We start from the raw sequence: 16,123 nt of genomic DNA on the forward strand, positions 1-16,123 counted from the left end.
GTGCTTGAGATACACAACCTGACCCACACGTACGGCACCGGCCCCGGCGCGCACGAGGCGCTCGGCGGCGTCGATCTCAAGGTGGCCGAGGGCGAGCTGGTGTGCATCGTCGGCCCCTCCGGCTGCGGCAAGTCCACCCTGCTGCGCTCCATCGCCGGCCTGCTCCGTCCCACCGGCGGCGAGATCCTCTTCCAGGGCGACCCGGTCGAGCGAACCCCCGACAACCTCGCCGTGGTCTTCCAGGACTACAGCCGCTCGCTCTTCCCCTGGATGTCGGTGGCCGACAACGTCGCCCTGCCGCTGCGCCGTAAGGGCATGGACGGCCGGCAGCGGCGGCAGGCGGCGCTGGACGCGCTGGAGCAGGTCGACCTGGCGGGCGCGGGCGGCAAGTATCCCTGGGAGCTGTCCGGCGGCATGCAGCAACGCGCGTCGATCGCCCGCGCGATCGCCTACCGGCCCACCCTGATGCTGATGGACGAGCCGTTCGGCTCCGTCGACGCGCAGACCAGGGAGGACCTTGAGGATCTGGTCCTGCGGGTGCGCGCGAAGCACGGCATGACCATCCTGCTCATCACGCACGACATCGACGAGAGCGTCTACGTGGGCGATCGCGTGATCGTGTTGTCGAAGGCTCCCGCTAAAGTCGTCAGCGACCTCCGGGTCCAGTTGCCCGGTCCTCGTGACCAGATCACCACCCGCGAGCACCCCGGCTTCGTCCAGCTCCGAGCCGAGGTCGGTCGCCTGGTACGCGGGCGACAGGGCCAGGCGGCCTCAACCGGTTGACCCGTATCCCCCCTACGAAGGAGACCCATGAGGTTCGGACGCAGCGTCCGCGGCTCGCTCATCGGACTGCTCGCCCTGGTCGCGTTCGCCGGCTGCGGCGCCGACCCGGCGGCCGAGCAGCCGCAGGCCGGTGGTGGCCTGGAGAAGACCGAGCTGAACGTCGGGATCGTGCCCGTCCCCTCCTCCGCTCCGCTCTTCATCGCCATGGAGAAGGGCTTCTTCAAGGACGAGGGGCTCACGGTCAAGACGCAGACCATCCAGGCCCCGCAGCAGATCATGCCCCAGATCCTCAACGGCGGCATCGACGCCTTCCTGACGAGCTACGTCTCGCTGATCACGATCTCCGACTCCGGGGTCGCCAAGCTGAAGATGCTGACCGAGGCGCAGCAGGGCGGCCCCGGCATCAGCGGCGTGGTCGTCACCGGCGACTCCCCCGTCAAGAAGCCGGCCGACCTCAAGGGCAAGACGATCGCGGTGAACGTGGTCAAGGCGCTCGGCGAGGTGACCGTGAGCGCGCATCTGAAGGCCGCCGGAGTCTCCCCCGCCGACGTCAAGTTCGTGCCGGTGAACTTCGCCGAGCAACTCGCCGCCCTGCAGGCCGGGCGGGTGGACGCCGCCTGGATGACCGAGCCCTACATATCCGCGGCCAAGAAGGACCTGGGCGGCCGGGTGGTCATCGACACCCTGAGCGGCCCCACCGACAGCCTCCCCCTCGACGGCTGGGCCGCCTCCGCCGACTGGGTGACCGCGAACCCGAAGACCGCCGCCGCCTTCCAGCGCGCGATGGCGAAGGCCCAGCAGGTAGCCGCGTCCGACCGGGCGGCGCTGAACGCGGTGATCCCGAAGTTCACCAAGATCCCCGCCGAGGTCGCCGCGTCCATGGGCCTGGGCACCTTCACCACCTCCCTCGACGTGGCCCGCATCCAGAAGGTGGCCGACCTGCTGGCGGAGTTCCAGATCACCAAGACCGAGATCGATGTCGCGGGGCTCGTCGCGGCGCCGCCCGCATGACCAAAGGCACGTTGTCGCGCGGCGCGGCGGGCGTCTGCGGGTTCCTCCTCATCGCGGAGGCCCTGGGCAGGACCGGGGTCATCGACCCGGTGGTGCTGCCGCTCGCCTCCACGGTTCTCGGCGAGACCCTCGGGCTGGCCGCCGACCCCGACTTCCTCCTCCAGCTCGGCAACACGCTGGACGCCTGCGGCGTGGGCCTGCTCTTCTCCGTGGCGATAGCCGTACCGGCCGGGGTGCTGCTCGGCACGTTCCGGAAGGTGGAGAGGAGTGCGCGCCCGCTGGTGGAGTTCCTGCGGCCGATCCCGTCGGTCGCGCTCATCCCGGTGGCGCAGTTCCTGTTCCGCGACCCGGAGTACGCCAAGGTGTCGCTGGTGATCTTCGCCGCCTCGTGGCCGCTGCTCATCAACACGATGTACGGCATGCGCGAGGTCGATCCGCTGGCCAAGGAGACGCTGCGCAGCTTCGGCTTCGGACCGCTCGCGGTGATCGGGCGGGTCTCGTTGCCGAGTGCGGCCCCGTTCATCGTCACCGGGCTGCGGATCGCGGTCTCGGTCACCCTCATCGTCGCGGTGAGCGTGGAGCTGTTCGTGGGCGGGACGGGTCTCGGCACCTTCATGAGCGCCGCCGCGGCCGGGAACCAGCGCGCGGAGATGCTGGGCGCGGTCGTGTGGGCGGGCCTGCTCGGGCTGGCGGCCAACGGGCTGCTCGCCGGGGCCGAGCGGCGGCTCTTCCGCTGGCACCACGCGCGCACCGGGGAGCCGGCGAGATGATCCTCTCCCTGCTGGGCCGGCTGGGCCGCCTGTGGATCGTGCCGGTCGCGCTGGCGGTGTGGGAGCTGGCCGCCCGCGAGGCGCGCGCGGTCTACTTCCCGCCGCCCTCGGGGATCGCGCTGCACGTGTACGAGCTGTGGTTCTCGGGCCCGCCCGCCCGGTTGTTCCTCACCGACGACGCGGTGGCGCACATTCTGCCGAGCCTGGGCAGGCTGCTGCTCGGCTGGTCCGCCGCCTGCCTGCTCGGCGTCGTGGCCGGGGTGGCGCTCGGCCGCTCGGCGCGGCTGTCGCAGTATCTGTCGCCGCTGATCCACTTCGCCAGGTCGCTGCCGCCGCCGGTGCTGCTGCCCGTCTTCCTCGTCCTGGTGGGGGTGGGGACGCCGCTGCAACTGGCGGGCATCGTGTTCGGCGTCGTCTGGCCGGTGTTGATCAACTCCATCGACGGGGCCCGCTACATCGACCGGCAGTATCTGGACACCGCGCAGGTCTTCGGACTGTCCCGGCGCGAACGGCTGACCCGGGTCATCCTGCCCGCCGCCGCGCCGAAGATCTTCGCCGGGCTCAGGCTCAGCGTCGCGCTGGCGCTGATCATGATGATCATCTCGGAGCTGCTCGGCAGCACCGAGGGCGTCGGCTACCGGCTGCTGATCGCGCAGAGCCAGCTCGACATCCTCACCATGTGGGCGGCCACGCTGCTGCTCGGCGTGCTCGGCATCCTCTTCAACGCCGCCTTCCTGGCCGTGGAACGCAGGGTGCTCGGCTGGCACCGCGCCGCCCTCTGATCAGCCGGAGTGCCACCAGGGGTCGGCGGCACTCGCACGGTTCACCAGGTAGGAGCGGCGGCGCAGGAAACGGCGCAGCGAGGCCGGCCCCATCCGGGAGCCGCCCATGCCGGAGAGCCCGAAGGAGTTCTTCTCCCCCTCGTGGACGAGCGCGGTGAGGGCGGCGTCGTTGACGCTGACCGCGCCCACCGCCAGCCGTCCCGCGACCGCCAGCGCCTCCTCCTCGCTGCGGCCGAACACCGCCGCCGACAGCCCGTAGACCGAGTCGTTGGCCAGCCGTACGGCCTCCTCGGCGTCGGCGACCGGCATGACGGGCAGGATCGGCCCGAAGGTCTCCTCGGTCATCACCAGCATCGAGTGGTCGACGCCGGTGAGCACGGTGGGGCGGCACCAGCGCCCGCCGCCGTGCCGCTCGATCGTGCCCCCGGTACGCGTCACGGCGCCCCGCACGCCCGCGTCGGCCAGATGGCGTTCCACCACTCCGGCCTGAGCCGGGTCGATCAGCGGCCCGATCGGGCCGCCCTCACACGTCAGCCCGGTACGGCGAGCCTTGGCCACCAGCAGCTCGACGAACTCGTCGTGGACGGCGCGCTCGACGTAGACGCGCTCGATCGACTGGCAGGACTGGCCGGCGTTGGAGGTGCCGCCCCACAGGATCGCCGAGGAGGCGCGGTCCAGGTCCGCGCCCGCGAGCACGATGGCCGGGTCCTTGCCGCCGAGTTCGAGGAAGGCGGGGACGAACGCGCGGGCGGCGGCCTCGGCGACCTTCCTGCCGGTCGGCACGCTGCCGGTGAACGCCACCACGTCGACCAGCCCGACCAGGGCGGCGCCGGTCTCCGCACCGCCCTCGACCACCCGGAGCGGCAGCTCGGAGGGGATCAGGCGGGACAGCGGCTCGATGAACCTCGGGGTGACCTCGCTCGGCTTGACCAGGACCGCACAACCGGCCGCGAGCGCCGGGATCGCGTCGATGAGGCCCAGCAGGAGCGGGAAGTTCCACGGGGTGATGGCGCCGACGAGCTCGTACGGAACGTGCGCGCCGGCCAGCGCGACGGACGGGATCGCGGACGCCTGCTCGGCGGGAGGCGCCAGCAGGCCGGGGGCCTGCCGTACCCAGCGCTCGATCATTCCCGTCACGAGCCGCCGCTCCAGGACGGACTCCGCGTGCCGTCCCGTGTCGGCCACCAGCGCGGCGAGCAGGTCGTCGTCGCCTGCCAGGGCGGCGGCGAAGCGTTCGAGCACCGGGCCGCGGTCGATCGACCGCCAGCCGGCCGCGCGGTCGCGGAGGTCGTCGGCGGCGGCGCGCAGGGCTGCCGGGGAGATCGGCGTGAGAGCGCGCCCGGCCTGCCCGGTCAGCGGGTCGGTGAGCGCCGGGAGAGTCATGCGGGCTTGCGGGCGAGGCCGGCCACCGCGAACAGGAGGGCGGGGTCGTAGTCGAGGGACGGGGTGTCGGGGTCGGGACGCCAGTCGGTGACGTGGACCAGGCCGGGCTCGACCATCTCCAGCCCGGTGAAGAACCGGGCGATCTCGTCCCGGTGGCGGTAGCGGCCCCGGCCGAGCCCGCGCAGTTCCTCGCTGAGGGAGCCGCCCGGGTCCACGAGGTGCTGGATGAACACGTGACTGCCCGGCGGCAGCGCGGCGACCAGCTCGCCGACGATGGCCCAGGGGTCGTCGTCGTCGGGGATGTGGTGCAGGATGCCGCAGAGGATCAGCCCCAGCGGCTCGCGGAGATCGAGGTTGTCCATCAGCTGCGCCCGGTCGAGCAGCTCTTCCGGGCGGCGCAGGTCGCCCCCCACCACGACGGTGGCGGTGTCGTTGGCCAGCAGCGCCCTGGCGTGGGACAGCACGATGGGATCGTTGTCGACGTAGGTGACCCTGACTCCCGGGTCGACGCTGTGCGCCACATCGTGCACGTTGTTCACGGTCGGCAGCCCGGTGCCGATGTCGAGGAGCTGGCGCAGGCCCGCCTCGCCGACGAGGTAGCGCGTGGCGCGGCGCAGCACGGCCCGCTGTTCCTCCACGCCGATCTGCACGCCCGGCATGGCCTTCCGGATCTGGTCGCCGGCGGCGCGATCGACCGCGAAGTGATCCTTCCCGCCCAGGAGGTAGTCGTACACACGGGCGACGTTCGGCTTCGTCAGGTCGATCGTCCCCTCGGTGAGGGACGGTTCGTTGTGCTGCAACGCGCCCTCCAGGGGCCATGCGGTCCGGCTTTCGCGATCAAGGCCAGAGACTATCGGCCGCACGGCCCCGGCGACGCCTGTTTCCCAGGTCTGCGGAAAGCCCTTTCAAGGTCTGCGGAAATTCGGCGCCCCCTTTCGGCATCAGGTCGGTCAAACGGGCAGTGACGTCTTCACGACGTGCTCGACGAGAGTGATCAGTGTGGCCTTCACCGACTCGCGCGTCCGGGCGTCGGTGCGGACCAGCGGCACGCCGGGCGACAGGGTCAGCGCCTCCCGCACCTCGTCCTCCTGGTGCGGGTGGCTGCCGTCGAAGCCGTTGAGCGCGACGATGAACGGCAGTCCCGCCTCCTCGAAGTAGTCGATCGCGGGGAAGCTGTCGGCCAGCCGCCTCGTGTCGACCAGCACCACGGCCCCGATCGCACCGCGCACCAGGTCGTCCCACATGAACCAGAACCGGTGCTGGCCGGGCGTGCCGAACAGGTAGAGGATCAGGTCCCTGTCCAGCGACACCCGGCCGAAGTCCATCGCCACGGTCGTGGTCTTCTTCGTCGGAGTGAGCGCCAGGTCGTCGACGCCCTCGCTCGCCTCCGTCATCACCGCCTCCGTGGTCAACGGCGTGATCTCCGAGACCGCGCCGACGAAGGTGGTCTTGCCGACACCGAACCCGCCCGCCACAACGATCTTCGTGGAGGACAGCCCGGAGTCAGAGCCTGCGAAGCCCACTGAGCACCCTTTCAAGCAAGTTGAGATCCGGCTTCCCGGCGTCCAGCGCCGGCTGGTGGATCTGTACCAGACCCTCTTCCGCCATGTCGGCGACCAGCACTCTGGTCACGCCCAGCGGCATCCGCATGAGGGCGGAGATCTCTGCCACAGAGCGTACAGTCCCGGTGAGACTGATGATCGTTCGGTACTCCGTCGAGAGCGTGGACGGATCTCTGGGCGGAATCGTCGCGGAGGAGACCAGCGCCTCGATGGCCAACTCGATCCGCGGCCGGGTGCGCCCCCGGGTCATCGCGTACGGGCGGATCAGGCGGTTCCGCCCGCTTCTGGCCTGTCCTTCGCCGTCCAACCCATCCCTCCTAGCGTCCGGTCGACTGAAGCTCGGCGCGGATCGCGGGGGTCAGCACCTGGCCCGCGCGTTCCGCCAGCAACGTCATCTGGTAGGCGATCAGGCCGAGATCCCCGTCCGGCGAGGCCAGTACGGCGAGCGCGGAGCCGTCGCTGATCGACATGGTCAGCAGCAGCCCCCGCTCCATCTCGATCACGGTCTGGGTGACCGCGCCGGCCTCGAAGACCCTGGCGGCTCCCTGGGTCAGGCTGATCAGGCCCGAGGTCACCGCGGCCAGCTGATCGGCCCGGTCCTTGGGGAAACCGGCGGAGAAGGCGAGCGAGAGGCCGTCGGAGGACACGACCACCGCGTGCGCCACTCCCGGCACCTCCCTGACGAACTCCGTGATCAGCCAGTTGAAGCCACGGGCGGCTCGACTGAGTTCCATCACTTGTTCTCCCTATCGACTGCTGATGACGTCTCGCCCGCCTCCGCGCGCCCCCGGCGTACTCCCTGCTGGAAGCTCGACAGGCGGCTGCGCACCCGCTCGGGCGAGCGCACGGGCGGCGGTTGGCCGGCTGGTGCGGGCGATGGTTTCACGGTGCCCGGGACCAGGTTGGCCTTGGGCACCCGGCGCGGCAGGCCGGACACGGTCACGCCGCCCTCGGCCGGCGTCGCCGCCGCGTCGGCCGCGGCCCAGCCGGTGTCCCCGGGAGAGTTCCACGGGTCCTGCGGCGCGGCCACGGGTTCCTCTGGCGCGAGCTCGGTGGGGCCCGTGGGGTCTCCCTTGAACCAGCCGGACTCGACGGCGGCGAAGATCGGCAGGAACTCCTCGGGGTCCAGCGCCGAGCCGGACCACGACTCCTGCGCCGGGCCCTCCGGCCAGGGGCTGCCGGGCGGACGCGGTGCGGGCAGCGCCTGGGCCGTCGGCCAGGGATCGACGGGGTTGTCCCGAGCCGACCACAGATCCGCCGGCCCGGCGGGCCCGGTCGGGGACGATCCCATATCCGGCGGCGCCGCGCGGTCGACCGGGGAAGCCCACCGGTCCGCCGTCCCGGCGGGCCCGGGATCCGCCGTCTCCGGACGACGCGTCGGGGACGACCACAGATCCCCCGTCCCGGCGGGCCCCGTCGCGGACGACCACAGACCCCCCGTGCCGGCGGGCCCCGTCGGGGAGGAGCCCGGATCCGGCGGCCCCGCTCGATCGGCGGGTCCGGCGGCCGGGGACGGCCACGGGTCCAGTGCCCCCGCGCGATCGGCGGGCCCGGCGGCCGGGGACGACCGCGGGTCGGGCGGCCGCGCCGGGTCGGCGGGCTTCTCCGTGGCGGTCCACAGGTCCGGCGTGCCGGTGGGCTTGCGCCGGGACGACCGAGGCTCCGGCTTCGCCGGCTTGTTGTCCAGGGCCGGCCAGGGGTCTGCGGGCTTGATGGGCGCGGCCCACAGGTCGTTCAGCGCGGAGGCGGACAACATGGGGGCCTGCAGCGGCGACGGCCTGCTCGGCATCGCCTCCGCGACCAGGTGGCCGGGGAGCATGATGACGGCGCTCAGGCCGCCGATCTCCCCCGCTCTCAGCTGGACCCGGATCCCGTGCCGCATCGCCAGGCGGCCGACCACGAACAGCCCCATCCGGCGGGCGACCGCCAGGTCGACGGCGGGCGGGGTGGCGAGCCGCTCGTTGGCCTCGGCCAGTTCCTCCGCGTTCATGCCGATGCCGGAGTCGGTCACGGCGATGAGGATGCCGCCCGCGTCCCCGCCGTTGCTGGACACCACGACCTCCGTGTCCGCCGGGGAGAAGTAGATCGCGTTCTCGATCAGCTCGGCGACCAGGTGGACCACGTCGCTGACGGACTGCCCGACGATCGTGCTGCCCGCGGCCACCTGGACGGTCACCCGCTCGTAGTTCTCGACCTCGGAGACGGCGGCCCGTACGACGTCGGGCAGGGGCACCGGGTCGCTCCACCGTCTGGACTGCTCCTGACCGGCCAGGACCAGCAGGTTCTCGCTGTTGCGCCGCATCCGGGTGGCCAGGTGGTCGAGCCGGAAGAGGCTGGCCAGCCGGCCGTCGTCCTGCTCGCCCTGCTCCAGGTCGTCGATGAGGTCGATCTGGCGCTCCACCAGGGTCTGGGACCTGCGGGAGAGGTTGACGAACATCGCGTTGACGTTGCTGCGCAGCTTCGCCTCGTCGGCCGCCAGCCGTACGGCCTCGCGGTGGACCTCGTCGAAGGCGCGCGCGACCTCGCCGATCTCGTCGCGGGAGGCGACGCCGATGGAGGGCACCTCGACGGGCGGGGCGTGCTCGCCGGCCTCGCGGAGCACCCGGACGGTCTCGGGGAGGCGGGTTCCGGCGATCTGCAGGGCCTCGCCGCGGAGCCGCCGCAGCGGGCGGACCAGGCTGCCCGCCACCATGAGGGTCACCAGCACCACCACGGCGAGGATGATCAGGATCAGCGCGCCCGAGAGCATGGCGTTGCGCTGCTCGGTCCCCTCCAGGTCCTTGGTGCGGCGGACGACGGCGTCGCCGAGGCCCTGTTCGACGGTCCGCATGCCGTTCACGATCGCCGTGGCGGAGTCGAACCAGAGGCGTACCTCGTCGCGGCGGAGGTTGTCGAGGTCACCGATGCCGCGTCCCTCGCGCAGCCGGGCGACGACCAAGGCGCGCAGGGCGTCGGCGCGCTCCACCTGCTGGCCGCTCACCGCGGTCCGGTAGCGCTCGGCGTCGGCGGGCGTGGCCTCGGCGGTGAAGGTCGCCAGTTCGCTCTCCTGGGCGTTCCACGCGCCCAGGAAGTCGGTCAGGTCGTCGTAGTCGAAGCGGCCCTCGACCAGGGCCACGGTGAGGATGCCGCGTTGCCGGGCCACCTGCTCCTTGGCCCGGGTGAGCGCGCCGAGCGCGGTCGCGTCGGCGACCAGGCGCTCGTCGTCCTTGCCCAGTTCGTCGTGGAGGGTGGCGAAGTCGGTGATCATTCTGGTGTACATGCCGAGGGCGGCGCGCGGCAGCACTTGGCTCTCCACGATCAGCTTGCGCAGGCCGGGCAGACCGTTGAGCCAGCGGGTGACGGTCGCGACCTCCTCGCGCGCCCGGACCCCGTGCCCGTCGCCGATCGCGATCATGCCGTCCCGCACCCGGGCCAGCGCCCGGTCCACGACCACTCGCTGCTTCTTGACCAGGGTGAACCTGGCCGGGCGGTGCCGGTCGGCGATGTACCAGGCGGTGAGGTCGCGCTCCTGGGCGACCTCGTGGGACAGGGTGGCGAGCCGCTCGACGACCGAGGCGACCTCCGCCATCCGCCGGTAGCCCCCGGCGGTGGCGAGCGCCGTGGTGAGCTGCAGGCCGGTCAGGAGGACGGCCACGGCTGTCGGCAGCACGATCAGCGCCATGAGCCTCGGCCGGACCCGCCAGTTGCGCATGTGGAGAAGTTCCTTGCTCATGTGATGGGCCCCCATCTAAGCGGGCCGGAAAGAGTCGTGCGGCACGGGGGCCGCATGTTTGATCATCAGATGCCGGGTCACGGAGTACTCCTGGACGGCCTCCTGGCTCATGTCCTTGCCGAAGCCGCTGCCCTTCACGCCGCCGTGCGGCGCCTCGGAGGCGATGGGCAGATGGTCGTTGATCCAGGTCACGCCCACGTTGAGGCGGTGCGCGACACGCAGGGCCCTGGCCACGTCACGCGACCAGACCGAGGAGGCCAGGCCGTAGCGGGTGTCGTCGGCCAGCCGTACGGCCTCGTCCTCGCCGTCGAACGGCAGCGCCACCAGGACGGGGCCGAACAGTTCGCCCTGCACGATCTCGCTGTCCTGCGCGGCGTCGGCGACCAGGGTCGGCGGGTAGTACCAGCCGGGGCCACTGGGGACGGTTCCACCGTGCAGCACCCGCGCGCCCCCGGCCACGGCGCGCTCGACGAAGCCGTGGACCCGGTCGCGGTGCGCGGCCGAGATCAGCGGCCCGATGTCGGTGGCGGGGTCGTGGGGGTCGCCCGCCGTGATCCCCGCGAGGGTGGCGCGGAGGGCTTCGACCGCCTCGCCGTAGATCGCGCGTTCGATGTAGACGCGGGTCGCGGCGGTGCAGTCCTGCCCGGTGTTGTACGTCGCGCCCATCGCCACGCCGTGCGCCATCTCGGCGAGGTCGGCGTCGCCGAAGACCAGCGCGGGGGCCTTGCCGCCGAGTTCCAGATGGACCCGCTTGAGCGAGCCCGCCGCCCCCGCCATCACCGACCGGCCGGTCTCGGTGGAGCCAGTGACGCTGACCATGTCCACACCCGGGTCGGTGACCAGCGCGTGGCCCACCTCCGCGTCGCCGGTGACGACCTGGACGAGCCCCTCGGGGGCGCCCGCCTCGGCGATCAGCTCGGCCAGGCGGAGCGTGCCGCGCGGGGTCTGCGGCGCGGGCTTGATCACCACCGCGTTGCCGGCGGCCAGGGCGGGCCCGAGCTTCCAGACGGCCATCACGAACGGGAAGTTCCACGGCGCGATCGAGCCGACGACGCCAACCGGCCGGCGCAGCAGCACCGAGGTGTAGCCGGCGCTGAACACGCCCGCCCCCGTGCCGTCGAGCGAGCGCGCCGCCCCGGCGAAGAAGCGCAGGTTGTCGGCGGCGAAGGGCAGTTCCCCTTCGCGGAACACCGGCACCGGCTTGCCCGTCTCCTCGACCTCCAGCCGGGTCAGCTCCGCCGCGTCGGCCTCCACCAGGTCGGCCAGGCGGAGCAGCACCCTGGCCCGCTCGCCCGGCGTGGCCCCCGCCCACTCCTCGAAGGCGGCCCTGGCCGCCCGTACGGCGGAGCCGACCTCCGCGGCGGGCGTGTCGGGAACCTCCGCGACCGGGCGGCCGGTGGCGGGGTCGATCAGCTCACGCATGCGGTGTCTCGGCGCGGGCGGCCCGCTCGATCAGGTCGGCACTCTTGCGCAGCCCGTCGCGACCGCGGATCTCGGCGCCGGCGTCCGCGAGCCGGGCACGCAGGCCGGTGTCCCCGATCAGGGTCGCGAGGGCGCCGGTGAGCTCCTCGTCGGTGAAGGTGTAGGTGGGCAGTCGCACGCCGAAGCCCAGCTCGTGCATCCGCTGGGCGTTGTCGTACTGGTCCCAGAAGAGCGGCAGCAGGATCATCGGCTTGCCGAAGTGCAGGGCTTCGGTGGTGGTGTTGTTGCCGCCGTGCGTGATCACCAGGTCGACCTGCGGGATGACCTTCGTCTGCGGGACGAACTCGGCGCCCCACATGTTGGCGGCGAGGGTGATCTCCTTGTGCAGCGGGCCCATCGAGACGATGTAGCGGTGCGGGGTGGTGCCCAGCACGTCGATCACCCGCTGCATGAGCGCCACGTCGGCGGAGCCGAGCGAACCGAGCGAGAAGTAGACGAGCGCGCCCTCCCCCGCCAGGGAGCCGGGGATCTCGAACTCCTCGTCGGTCTCGCGCACCGAGGAGTCGAGGCGGTGCCAGGAGGGGCCGAGCGGCCGGGCCTCGGTGTAGTCGGCGATCTCCGGGTAGACGTAGAGGTTCACGTCGCCCTCGTGGATGAAGTCGAGGTCGGGCAGCGGCGGGGCGCCCTGCTCGCGTGACCAGGCGTCGAAGGCGGCCCAGAGCTCGCGGTGGGTGCGGTCGTACTCGGCGCGGAACGCGGCCCAGCCGGTCCCGTCGGCGGGCAGGCCGGAGAAGACCGGCGCCACGCCCTCGCCGCGCGCCTCCAGCGGGTTGCAGGACACGATGCGGACGAACGGCTTGCCCGCGGTGAGCAGGGCGGGGAAGGTGATGACGTTGTCCTCGACGATGACGTCCGGCCGTACCCGCTCGATGATCTCCTTGAGCTGCGGCTCGCAGTACTTCACGCCGTCGATCAGCGCGTCCCAGATGGGCTTGGTGACCGTTTCGAGCTGCTCCGCGGTGGTCTTGCGGTACTCCGGGGCGGTGTCGCGGATGAAGTCCTTCCAGAACTGGCCGGCGTCCTGCTCCTCCTCGGCGGGCGGGGCGAGGTCCACCAGGTCCTCCTCGAAGCCGAGGGCCGTGAGCTTGCCCTGCCACGACGATTCGGCCGCGAACACGACCCGGTGGCCGCGCCGGCGCAGGATGTCGCCGATGCCGACGCAGTTGTTCGTGGGCCCGTAGGCGCTTTCCGGCACGAAGAGGATCGTGAGGGACATCAGACCTCCAGATTCTTTGAAGATGAGTTCAGTTCATGAGCTGGCGAAAACGCGGACGCCGCGCCAGTATGTAGTTCTGGACAGACGGGGGTCTCCAGGTGAATCTCCATCACCATGCAGATGACCGATCGGGGAGGCGAGCCGGGGTGACGCGCAAGAGCCGGGTCGAGCGCCGTCAGGATCTCATCGCGGCGGCCGGGCGGGCGATCGTCAGGCACGGCCTCGGCGGCGTGCACCTCAACCATGTCGCCGCGGAGGCCGGGCTGACCTCCGGCGCGGTCCTCTACCACTACCCCGATCTCTCCGACCTGCTGGTGGAGGCCCACCACGCCGGCATGGAGCGTTTCTACGAGGTGCGCAGGAAGCGCCTCGAAGGACTGAGTGACCCGGTGGACAAACTGGTCGTAACAGTACGCTCCGGACTGCCGCACGGGCCCGACGACCCCGACGTGCTGCTGCTCAACGAGCTGGGCGGCGCCGCGGCCCGCAACCGGATGTACGCGCTGCTGCTCACCACGCTCTACGACCGCCAGGTGTCGATGTACCAGAGCATCCTCGACACCGGCCAGGCCATCGGCGCCTTCACCCTCGCCGGCGACTCCCTGACGATCGCCCGCAACCTGGTCGCCCTCGAAGACGCGTACGGCTACCGCATCACCGCCAGGCACCCGGTGATCGGACCACAGGAGGCGGCGGAGCTCATACTGGCCTACGCCAGGACCGCGACGGGCAACCCGCTGAAGAGTGTTCACTGAGCGATCAGCACCGCGTCGCCGGCCGCCCAGCCGAGCGAGACCGGCGAGCCCGAGGTCACCCTGGTGGCCCCCTGCGTCGCCACCAGCACCGGGCCGGACCGTCCTTCGACACCGACCGAGACGTGCGACACCCCGCCGTAGAAGCTGACGTCCACCACCACCCCGGACAGCCTCCCGCCCTCGCCGATCCGCACCTTCTCCGGCCGTACGGCGAGCAGCACCGGAGTGCCCGGGGCCACGTCCGCGTCGCAGGGCAGCAGGCCGATCCCGGGCACGTCCACGCCGCCCTCGCCCGCCGTGCCCGTGAAGAGGTTGTTGGCCCCGACGAAGTCGGCGACGAAGGGCGTGCCCGGCCGCTCGTAAAGGGTGACGGGCGCGTCGATCTGCTCCACCCTGCCCTCCTTGAAGACCGCGATCCGGTCGGCGAGCGACATCGCCTCCTCCTGGTCGTGGGTGACCACGACGAAGGTGATGCCGACCTCGTTCTGCAGCCGCTTGAGCTCCAGCTGCATCTCCGCGCGCACCTTCTTGTCCAGGGCGGACAGCGGCTCGTCGAGCAGCAGCACGCGGGGCCGCTTGACGATGGCCCTGGCCAGTGCCACCCGCTGGCGCTGACCGCCGGACAACCGGTGCGGCCGGCGCCCGGCCTCGGCCGTCAGCCCGACGGTCTCCAGCACGTCGTGCACCCGTCTCCGGACCTCCGCACGGCCGAGCCTCTCGCGTTCCAGGCCGTAGGCGACGTTCTTGGCCACGGTCATGTGCGGGAACAGCGCGTACGACTGGAACATCAGGTTGACCGGCCTGCGGTGCGGCGGCAGGGCGAGCAGGTCGGCTCCGTCGAGCGTGACCCGGCCCCCGTCGGGCGACTCGAAGCCGGCCAGGATGCGCAGCAGCGTGGTCTTGCCGCAGCCGCTCGGCCCGAGCAGCGCGAAGAACTCGCCCTGCCGGATCTCCAGCGAGACGCCGGCCAGCGCCGTGACGTCGCCGAAGCTACGGCTGACGTCCTGGATGTGGAGCGATGTCACGAGAACGACTCCGTAAGTCGGGTCATCCGCTGAGCGACGATCACCACGGTGAAGCTCACCGCGAGCAACAGCGTCGCCAGGGCGTTGATCTCGGGGGTGACCCCGAAACGGACCATCGAGTAGATGACGATGGGCAGGGTCGGCTCGGTCGGCGCGGCCGTGAAGAACGCGATCACGAACTCGTCCACCGACAGGGTGAACGCCAGCAGCGCGCCGGCCGCGATGCCCGGGGCGAGCTGCGGCAGGGTGATCCGTGCGAAGGTGGTCAGCGGCCCCGCGCCGAGGTCGCGGGACGCCTCCTCCAGCGAGGTGTCGGCGTGCGCCAGCCTGGTCCGCACCACCGCGGCGACGAAGGCCATCCCGAAGACGGTGTGCGCCAGCAGCACCGAGTGCAGGCCGAGAGTGATCTTGATCGCGCTGTAGAACACCAACAGCCCGATCGCCAGCACCAGGTCGGGCAGCACCGCCGGGAGCAGGCCCACCGCGTCGAGCAGCCGGGAGCGGGTGTGCCTGGCCAGCCCGACCGCGAGCAGGGTGCCGAGCACGGTGGAGAGAACCGTCGAGCCCGCCGCCACGACCAGCGTGTTGACCAGCCCCGTGCGGATGTCCGCGTTGCCGGCCAGCTCGCCGTACCACCGGAAGGTGAACCCCTCGAAGGAGAACGGCGAATCGCCCGCGTTGAACGAGTAGACGACGAGCACCACGATCGGTGCGTAGAGGAAGACGAAGGTGGCCCAGAAGGGCACGTGCAGCAGCCGGGACTCACGCACGGCCGTACCTCCTGGCCGTCCACGCCTGCGCGAACAACAGCACGAGGAGTACGGCGAGCAGCGCCAGCGCCAGGGTCGCGCCGAACGGCCAGTCCCGCGCCTTGAGGAACTGGTCCCTGATCAGGTTGCCCACCATGATCGACCGGCCGCCGCCGAGCAGTTCGGGGATGATGAAGTTGCCGAAGCTGGGCACGAAGACGAACAGGCAGCCGGTGAGCACGCCCGGCATGGTGAGCGGCAGCGTCACCGACACGAAGGTCCTCATCGGGCGCGCGCCCAGGTTGGCCGACGCCTCGCGGAGCTGCGGGTCGAGTCTCTCGATCGCCGCGTAGAGCGGGAGCACCATGAGCGGCAGGTAGGAGTAGAGCAGCCCGGTGACGATCGTGCCCTGGTTGTAGAGGAGTTCCAGCGGCTCGTCGATCAGGCCCAGGTCCAGGAGCGTGCTGTTGACCAGGCCGGGTCCGCTGAGCAGGACGATCCAGGCGTAGACGCGGACCAGGAAGTTCGTCCAGAACGGCAGCACGATCGCCACCAGCGCGATCGTCTTCCACGGCTGCGGCAGCCTGGCGATCAGGTAGGCCGTCGGGTAGCCGAGCAGGAGGGCGAGCAGCGTGGTGATGACGGCGATCCGGACCGAGCCCAGGACCACGTCGAGGTAGAGCGGGTCGAACAGGCGGGTGAAGTTCTCCGCGGTCGCCTCGTAGACCACCCCGCCGAAGCGGCCCCTGCGGAAGACCGTGTAGCTGAGCACCAGGGCCAACGGGATCAGCAGGAAACCGGCCAGGTAGGCCAGGCCGGGGCCGAGCAGGACCAGGCGCGCCGCGATCGGCGCCCGGCCCCGTCTCGTTGGGGAGTCGACGGTCAACGCTGGT

General features: G+C 71.5%; 16 protein-coding genes. 5 read left to right on the forward strand and 11 right to left on the reverse strand.

From position 1 onward, the window contains the following. The 4 genes from MBA17_RS38085 to MBA17_RS38100 are packed head-to-tail and all read left to right on the forward strand — an operon-like array spanning nt 1 to nt 3,346. Nucleotides 1-783, forward strand: coding sequence for an ABC transporter ATP-binding protein (locus tag MBA17_RS38085; RefSeq protein ID WP_238502469.1), 783 nt, complete (start codon nt 1-3; stop codon nt 781-783). Between the two features lie 27 nt (nt 784-810). Next, nucleotides 811-1,794 (forward strand): ABC transporter substrate-binding protein, encoded by a 984-nt coding sequence (locus tag MBA17_RS38090; RefSeq protein ID WP_238502470.1) that lies wholly within the window; start codon nt 811-813, stop codon nt 1,792-1,794. Then, nucleotides 1,791-2,564, forward strand: coding sequence for an ABC transporter permease (locus MBA17_RS38095; RefSeq protein WP_238502471.1), 774 nt, complete (start codon nt 1,791-1,793; stop codon nt 2,562-2,564). The genes MBA17_RS38090 and MBA17_RS38095 overlap by 4 nt, the downstream gene beginning before the upstream one ends. Further along, nucleotides 2,561-3,346 (forward strand): ABC transporter permease, encoded by a 786-nt coding sequence (locus MBA17_RS38100; RefSeq protein ID WP_238502472.1) that lies wholly within the window; start codon nt 2,561-2,563, stop codon nt 3,344-3,346. Before MBA17_RS38095 ends, MBA17_RS38100 begins: the two co-directional genes overlap by 4 nt. Here MBA17_RS38100 and MBA17_RS38105 read toward each other — a convergent pair whose 3' ends face one another. From MBA17_RS38105 to MBA17_RS38140, 8 genes are all read right to left on the reverse strand, one after another. Continuing rightward, nucleotides 3,347-4,729, reverse strand: coding sequence for an aldehyde dehydrogenase family protein (locus tag MBA17_RS38105; RefSeq protein WP_238502473.1), 1,383 nt, complete (start codon nt 4,727-4,729; stop codon nt 3,347-3,349). Then, a complete protein-coding gene (locus MBA17_RS38110; protein ID WP_238502474.1) occupies nt 4,726-5,529 on the reverse strand; it encodes an SAM-dependent methyltransferase in 804 nt (267 codons plus the stop codon). Before MBA17_RS38110 ends, MBA17_RS38105 begins: the two co-directional genes overlap by 4 nt. A gap of 150 nt (nt 5,530-5,679) precedes the next feature. After that, entirely contained in the window at nt 5,680-6,225 is a 546-nt protein-coding gene (locus tag MBA17_RS38115; RefSeq protein ID WP_238502543.1) for a GTP-binding protein, read from the reverse strand. 7 nt (nt 6,226-6,232) lie between these two features. Beyond that, nucleotides 6,233-6,541, reverse strand: a complete 309-nt coding sequence (locus MBA17_RS38120) for a DUF742 domain-containing protein (RefSeq protein ID WP_238502544.1) — start codon at nt 6,539-6,541, stop codon at nt 6,233-6,235. A 67-nt stretch (nt 6,542-6,608) separates the two neighbouring features. Continuing rightward, nucleotides 6,609-7,025, reverse strand: coding sequence for a roadblock/LC7 domain-containing protein (locus MBA17_RS38125; RefSeq protein ID WP_238502475.1), 417 nt, complete (start codon nt 7,023-7,025; stop codon nt 6,609-6,611). After that, nucleotides 7,025-10,003, reverse strand: a complete 2,979-nt coding sequence (locus MBA17_RS38130; RefSeq protein WP_238502476.1) for a sensor histidine kinase — start codon at nt 10,001-10,003, stop codon at nt 7,025-7,027. The genes MBA17_RS38125 and MBA17_RS38130 overlap by 1 nt, the downstream gene beginning before the upstream one ends. A 15-nt stretch (nt 10,004-10,018) precedes the next feature. Then, the gene (locus tag MBA17_RS38135; RefSeq protein WP_238502477.1) at nt 10,019-11,425 is read right to left on the reverse strand and encodes an aminobutyraldehyde dehydrogenase; all 1,407 of its coding nucleotides are present in this window, start codon (nt 11,423-11,425) and stop codon (nt 10,019-10,021) included. After that, nucleotides 11,418-12,701, reverse strand: a complete 1,284-nt coding sequence (locus MBA17_RS38140) for a glycosyltransferase (RefSeq protein ID WP_238502478.1) — start codon at nt 12,699-12,701, stop codon at nt 11,418-11,420. Before MBA17_RS38140 ends, MBA17_RS38135 begins: the two co-directional genes overlap by 8 nt. Before the next feature lie 146 nt (nt 12,702-12,847). Here MBA17_RS38140 and MBA17_RS38145 point away from each other — a divergent pair, with 146 nt between their 5' ends. Then, complete coding sequence (locus MBA17_RS38145) at nt 12,848-13,456, forward strand: TetR/AcrR family transcriptional regulator (protein WP_238502479.1); 609 nt, start codon at nt 12,848-12,850, stop codon at nt 13,454-13,456. On the opposite strand, the gene MBA17_RS38150 is transcribed toward MBA17_RS38145, so the two are convergent. Genes MBA17_RS38150 through MBA17_RS38160 form a run of 3 tightly spaced genes read right to left on the reverse strand, consistent with a single transcriptional unit; the run spans nt 13,450 to nt 16,116 of the window. Beyond that, a complete protein-coding gene (locus MBA17_RS38150) occupies nt 13,450-14,481 on the reverse strand; it encodes an ABC transporter ATP-binding protein (RefSeq protein ID WP_238502480.1) in 1,032 nt (343 codons plus the stop codon). The two genes, MBA17_RS38145 and MBA17_RS38150, sit on opposite strands and share 7 nt — an antisense overlap. Next, nucleotides 14,478-15,251 (reverse strand): ABC transporter permease, encoded by a 774-nt coding sequence (locus MBA17_RS38155; RefSeq protein ID WP_238502481.1) that lies wholly within the window; start codon nt 15,249-15,251, stop codon nt 14,478-14,480. Before MBA17_RS38155 ends, MBA17_RS38150 begins: the two co-directional genes overlap by 4 nt. Continuing rightward, on the reverse strand, nt 15,244-16,116 hold the full coding sequence (locus MBA17_RS38160) for an ABC transporter permease (protein ID WP_238502482.1): 873 nt from the start codon (nt 16,114-16,116) through the stop codon (nt 15,244-15,246). Before MBA17_RS38160 ends, MBA17_RS38155 begins: the two co-directional genes overlap by 8 nt. Between the last annotated feature and the right edge of the window lie 7 nt (nt 16,117-16,123).

The organism is Dolomitihabitans soli (assembly GCF_022213955.1).
Lineage (GTDB): Bacteria > Actinomycetota > Actinomycetes > Streptosporangiales > Streptosporangiaceae > Streptosporangium_A > Streptosporangium_A soli.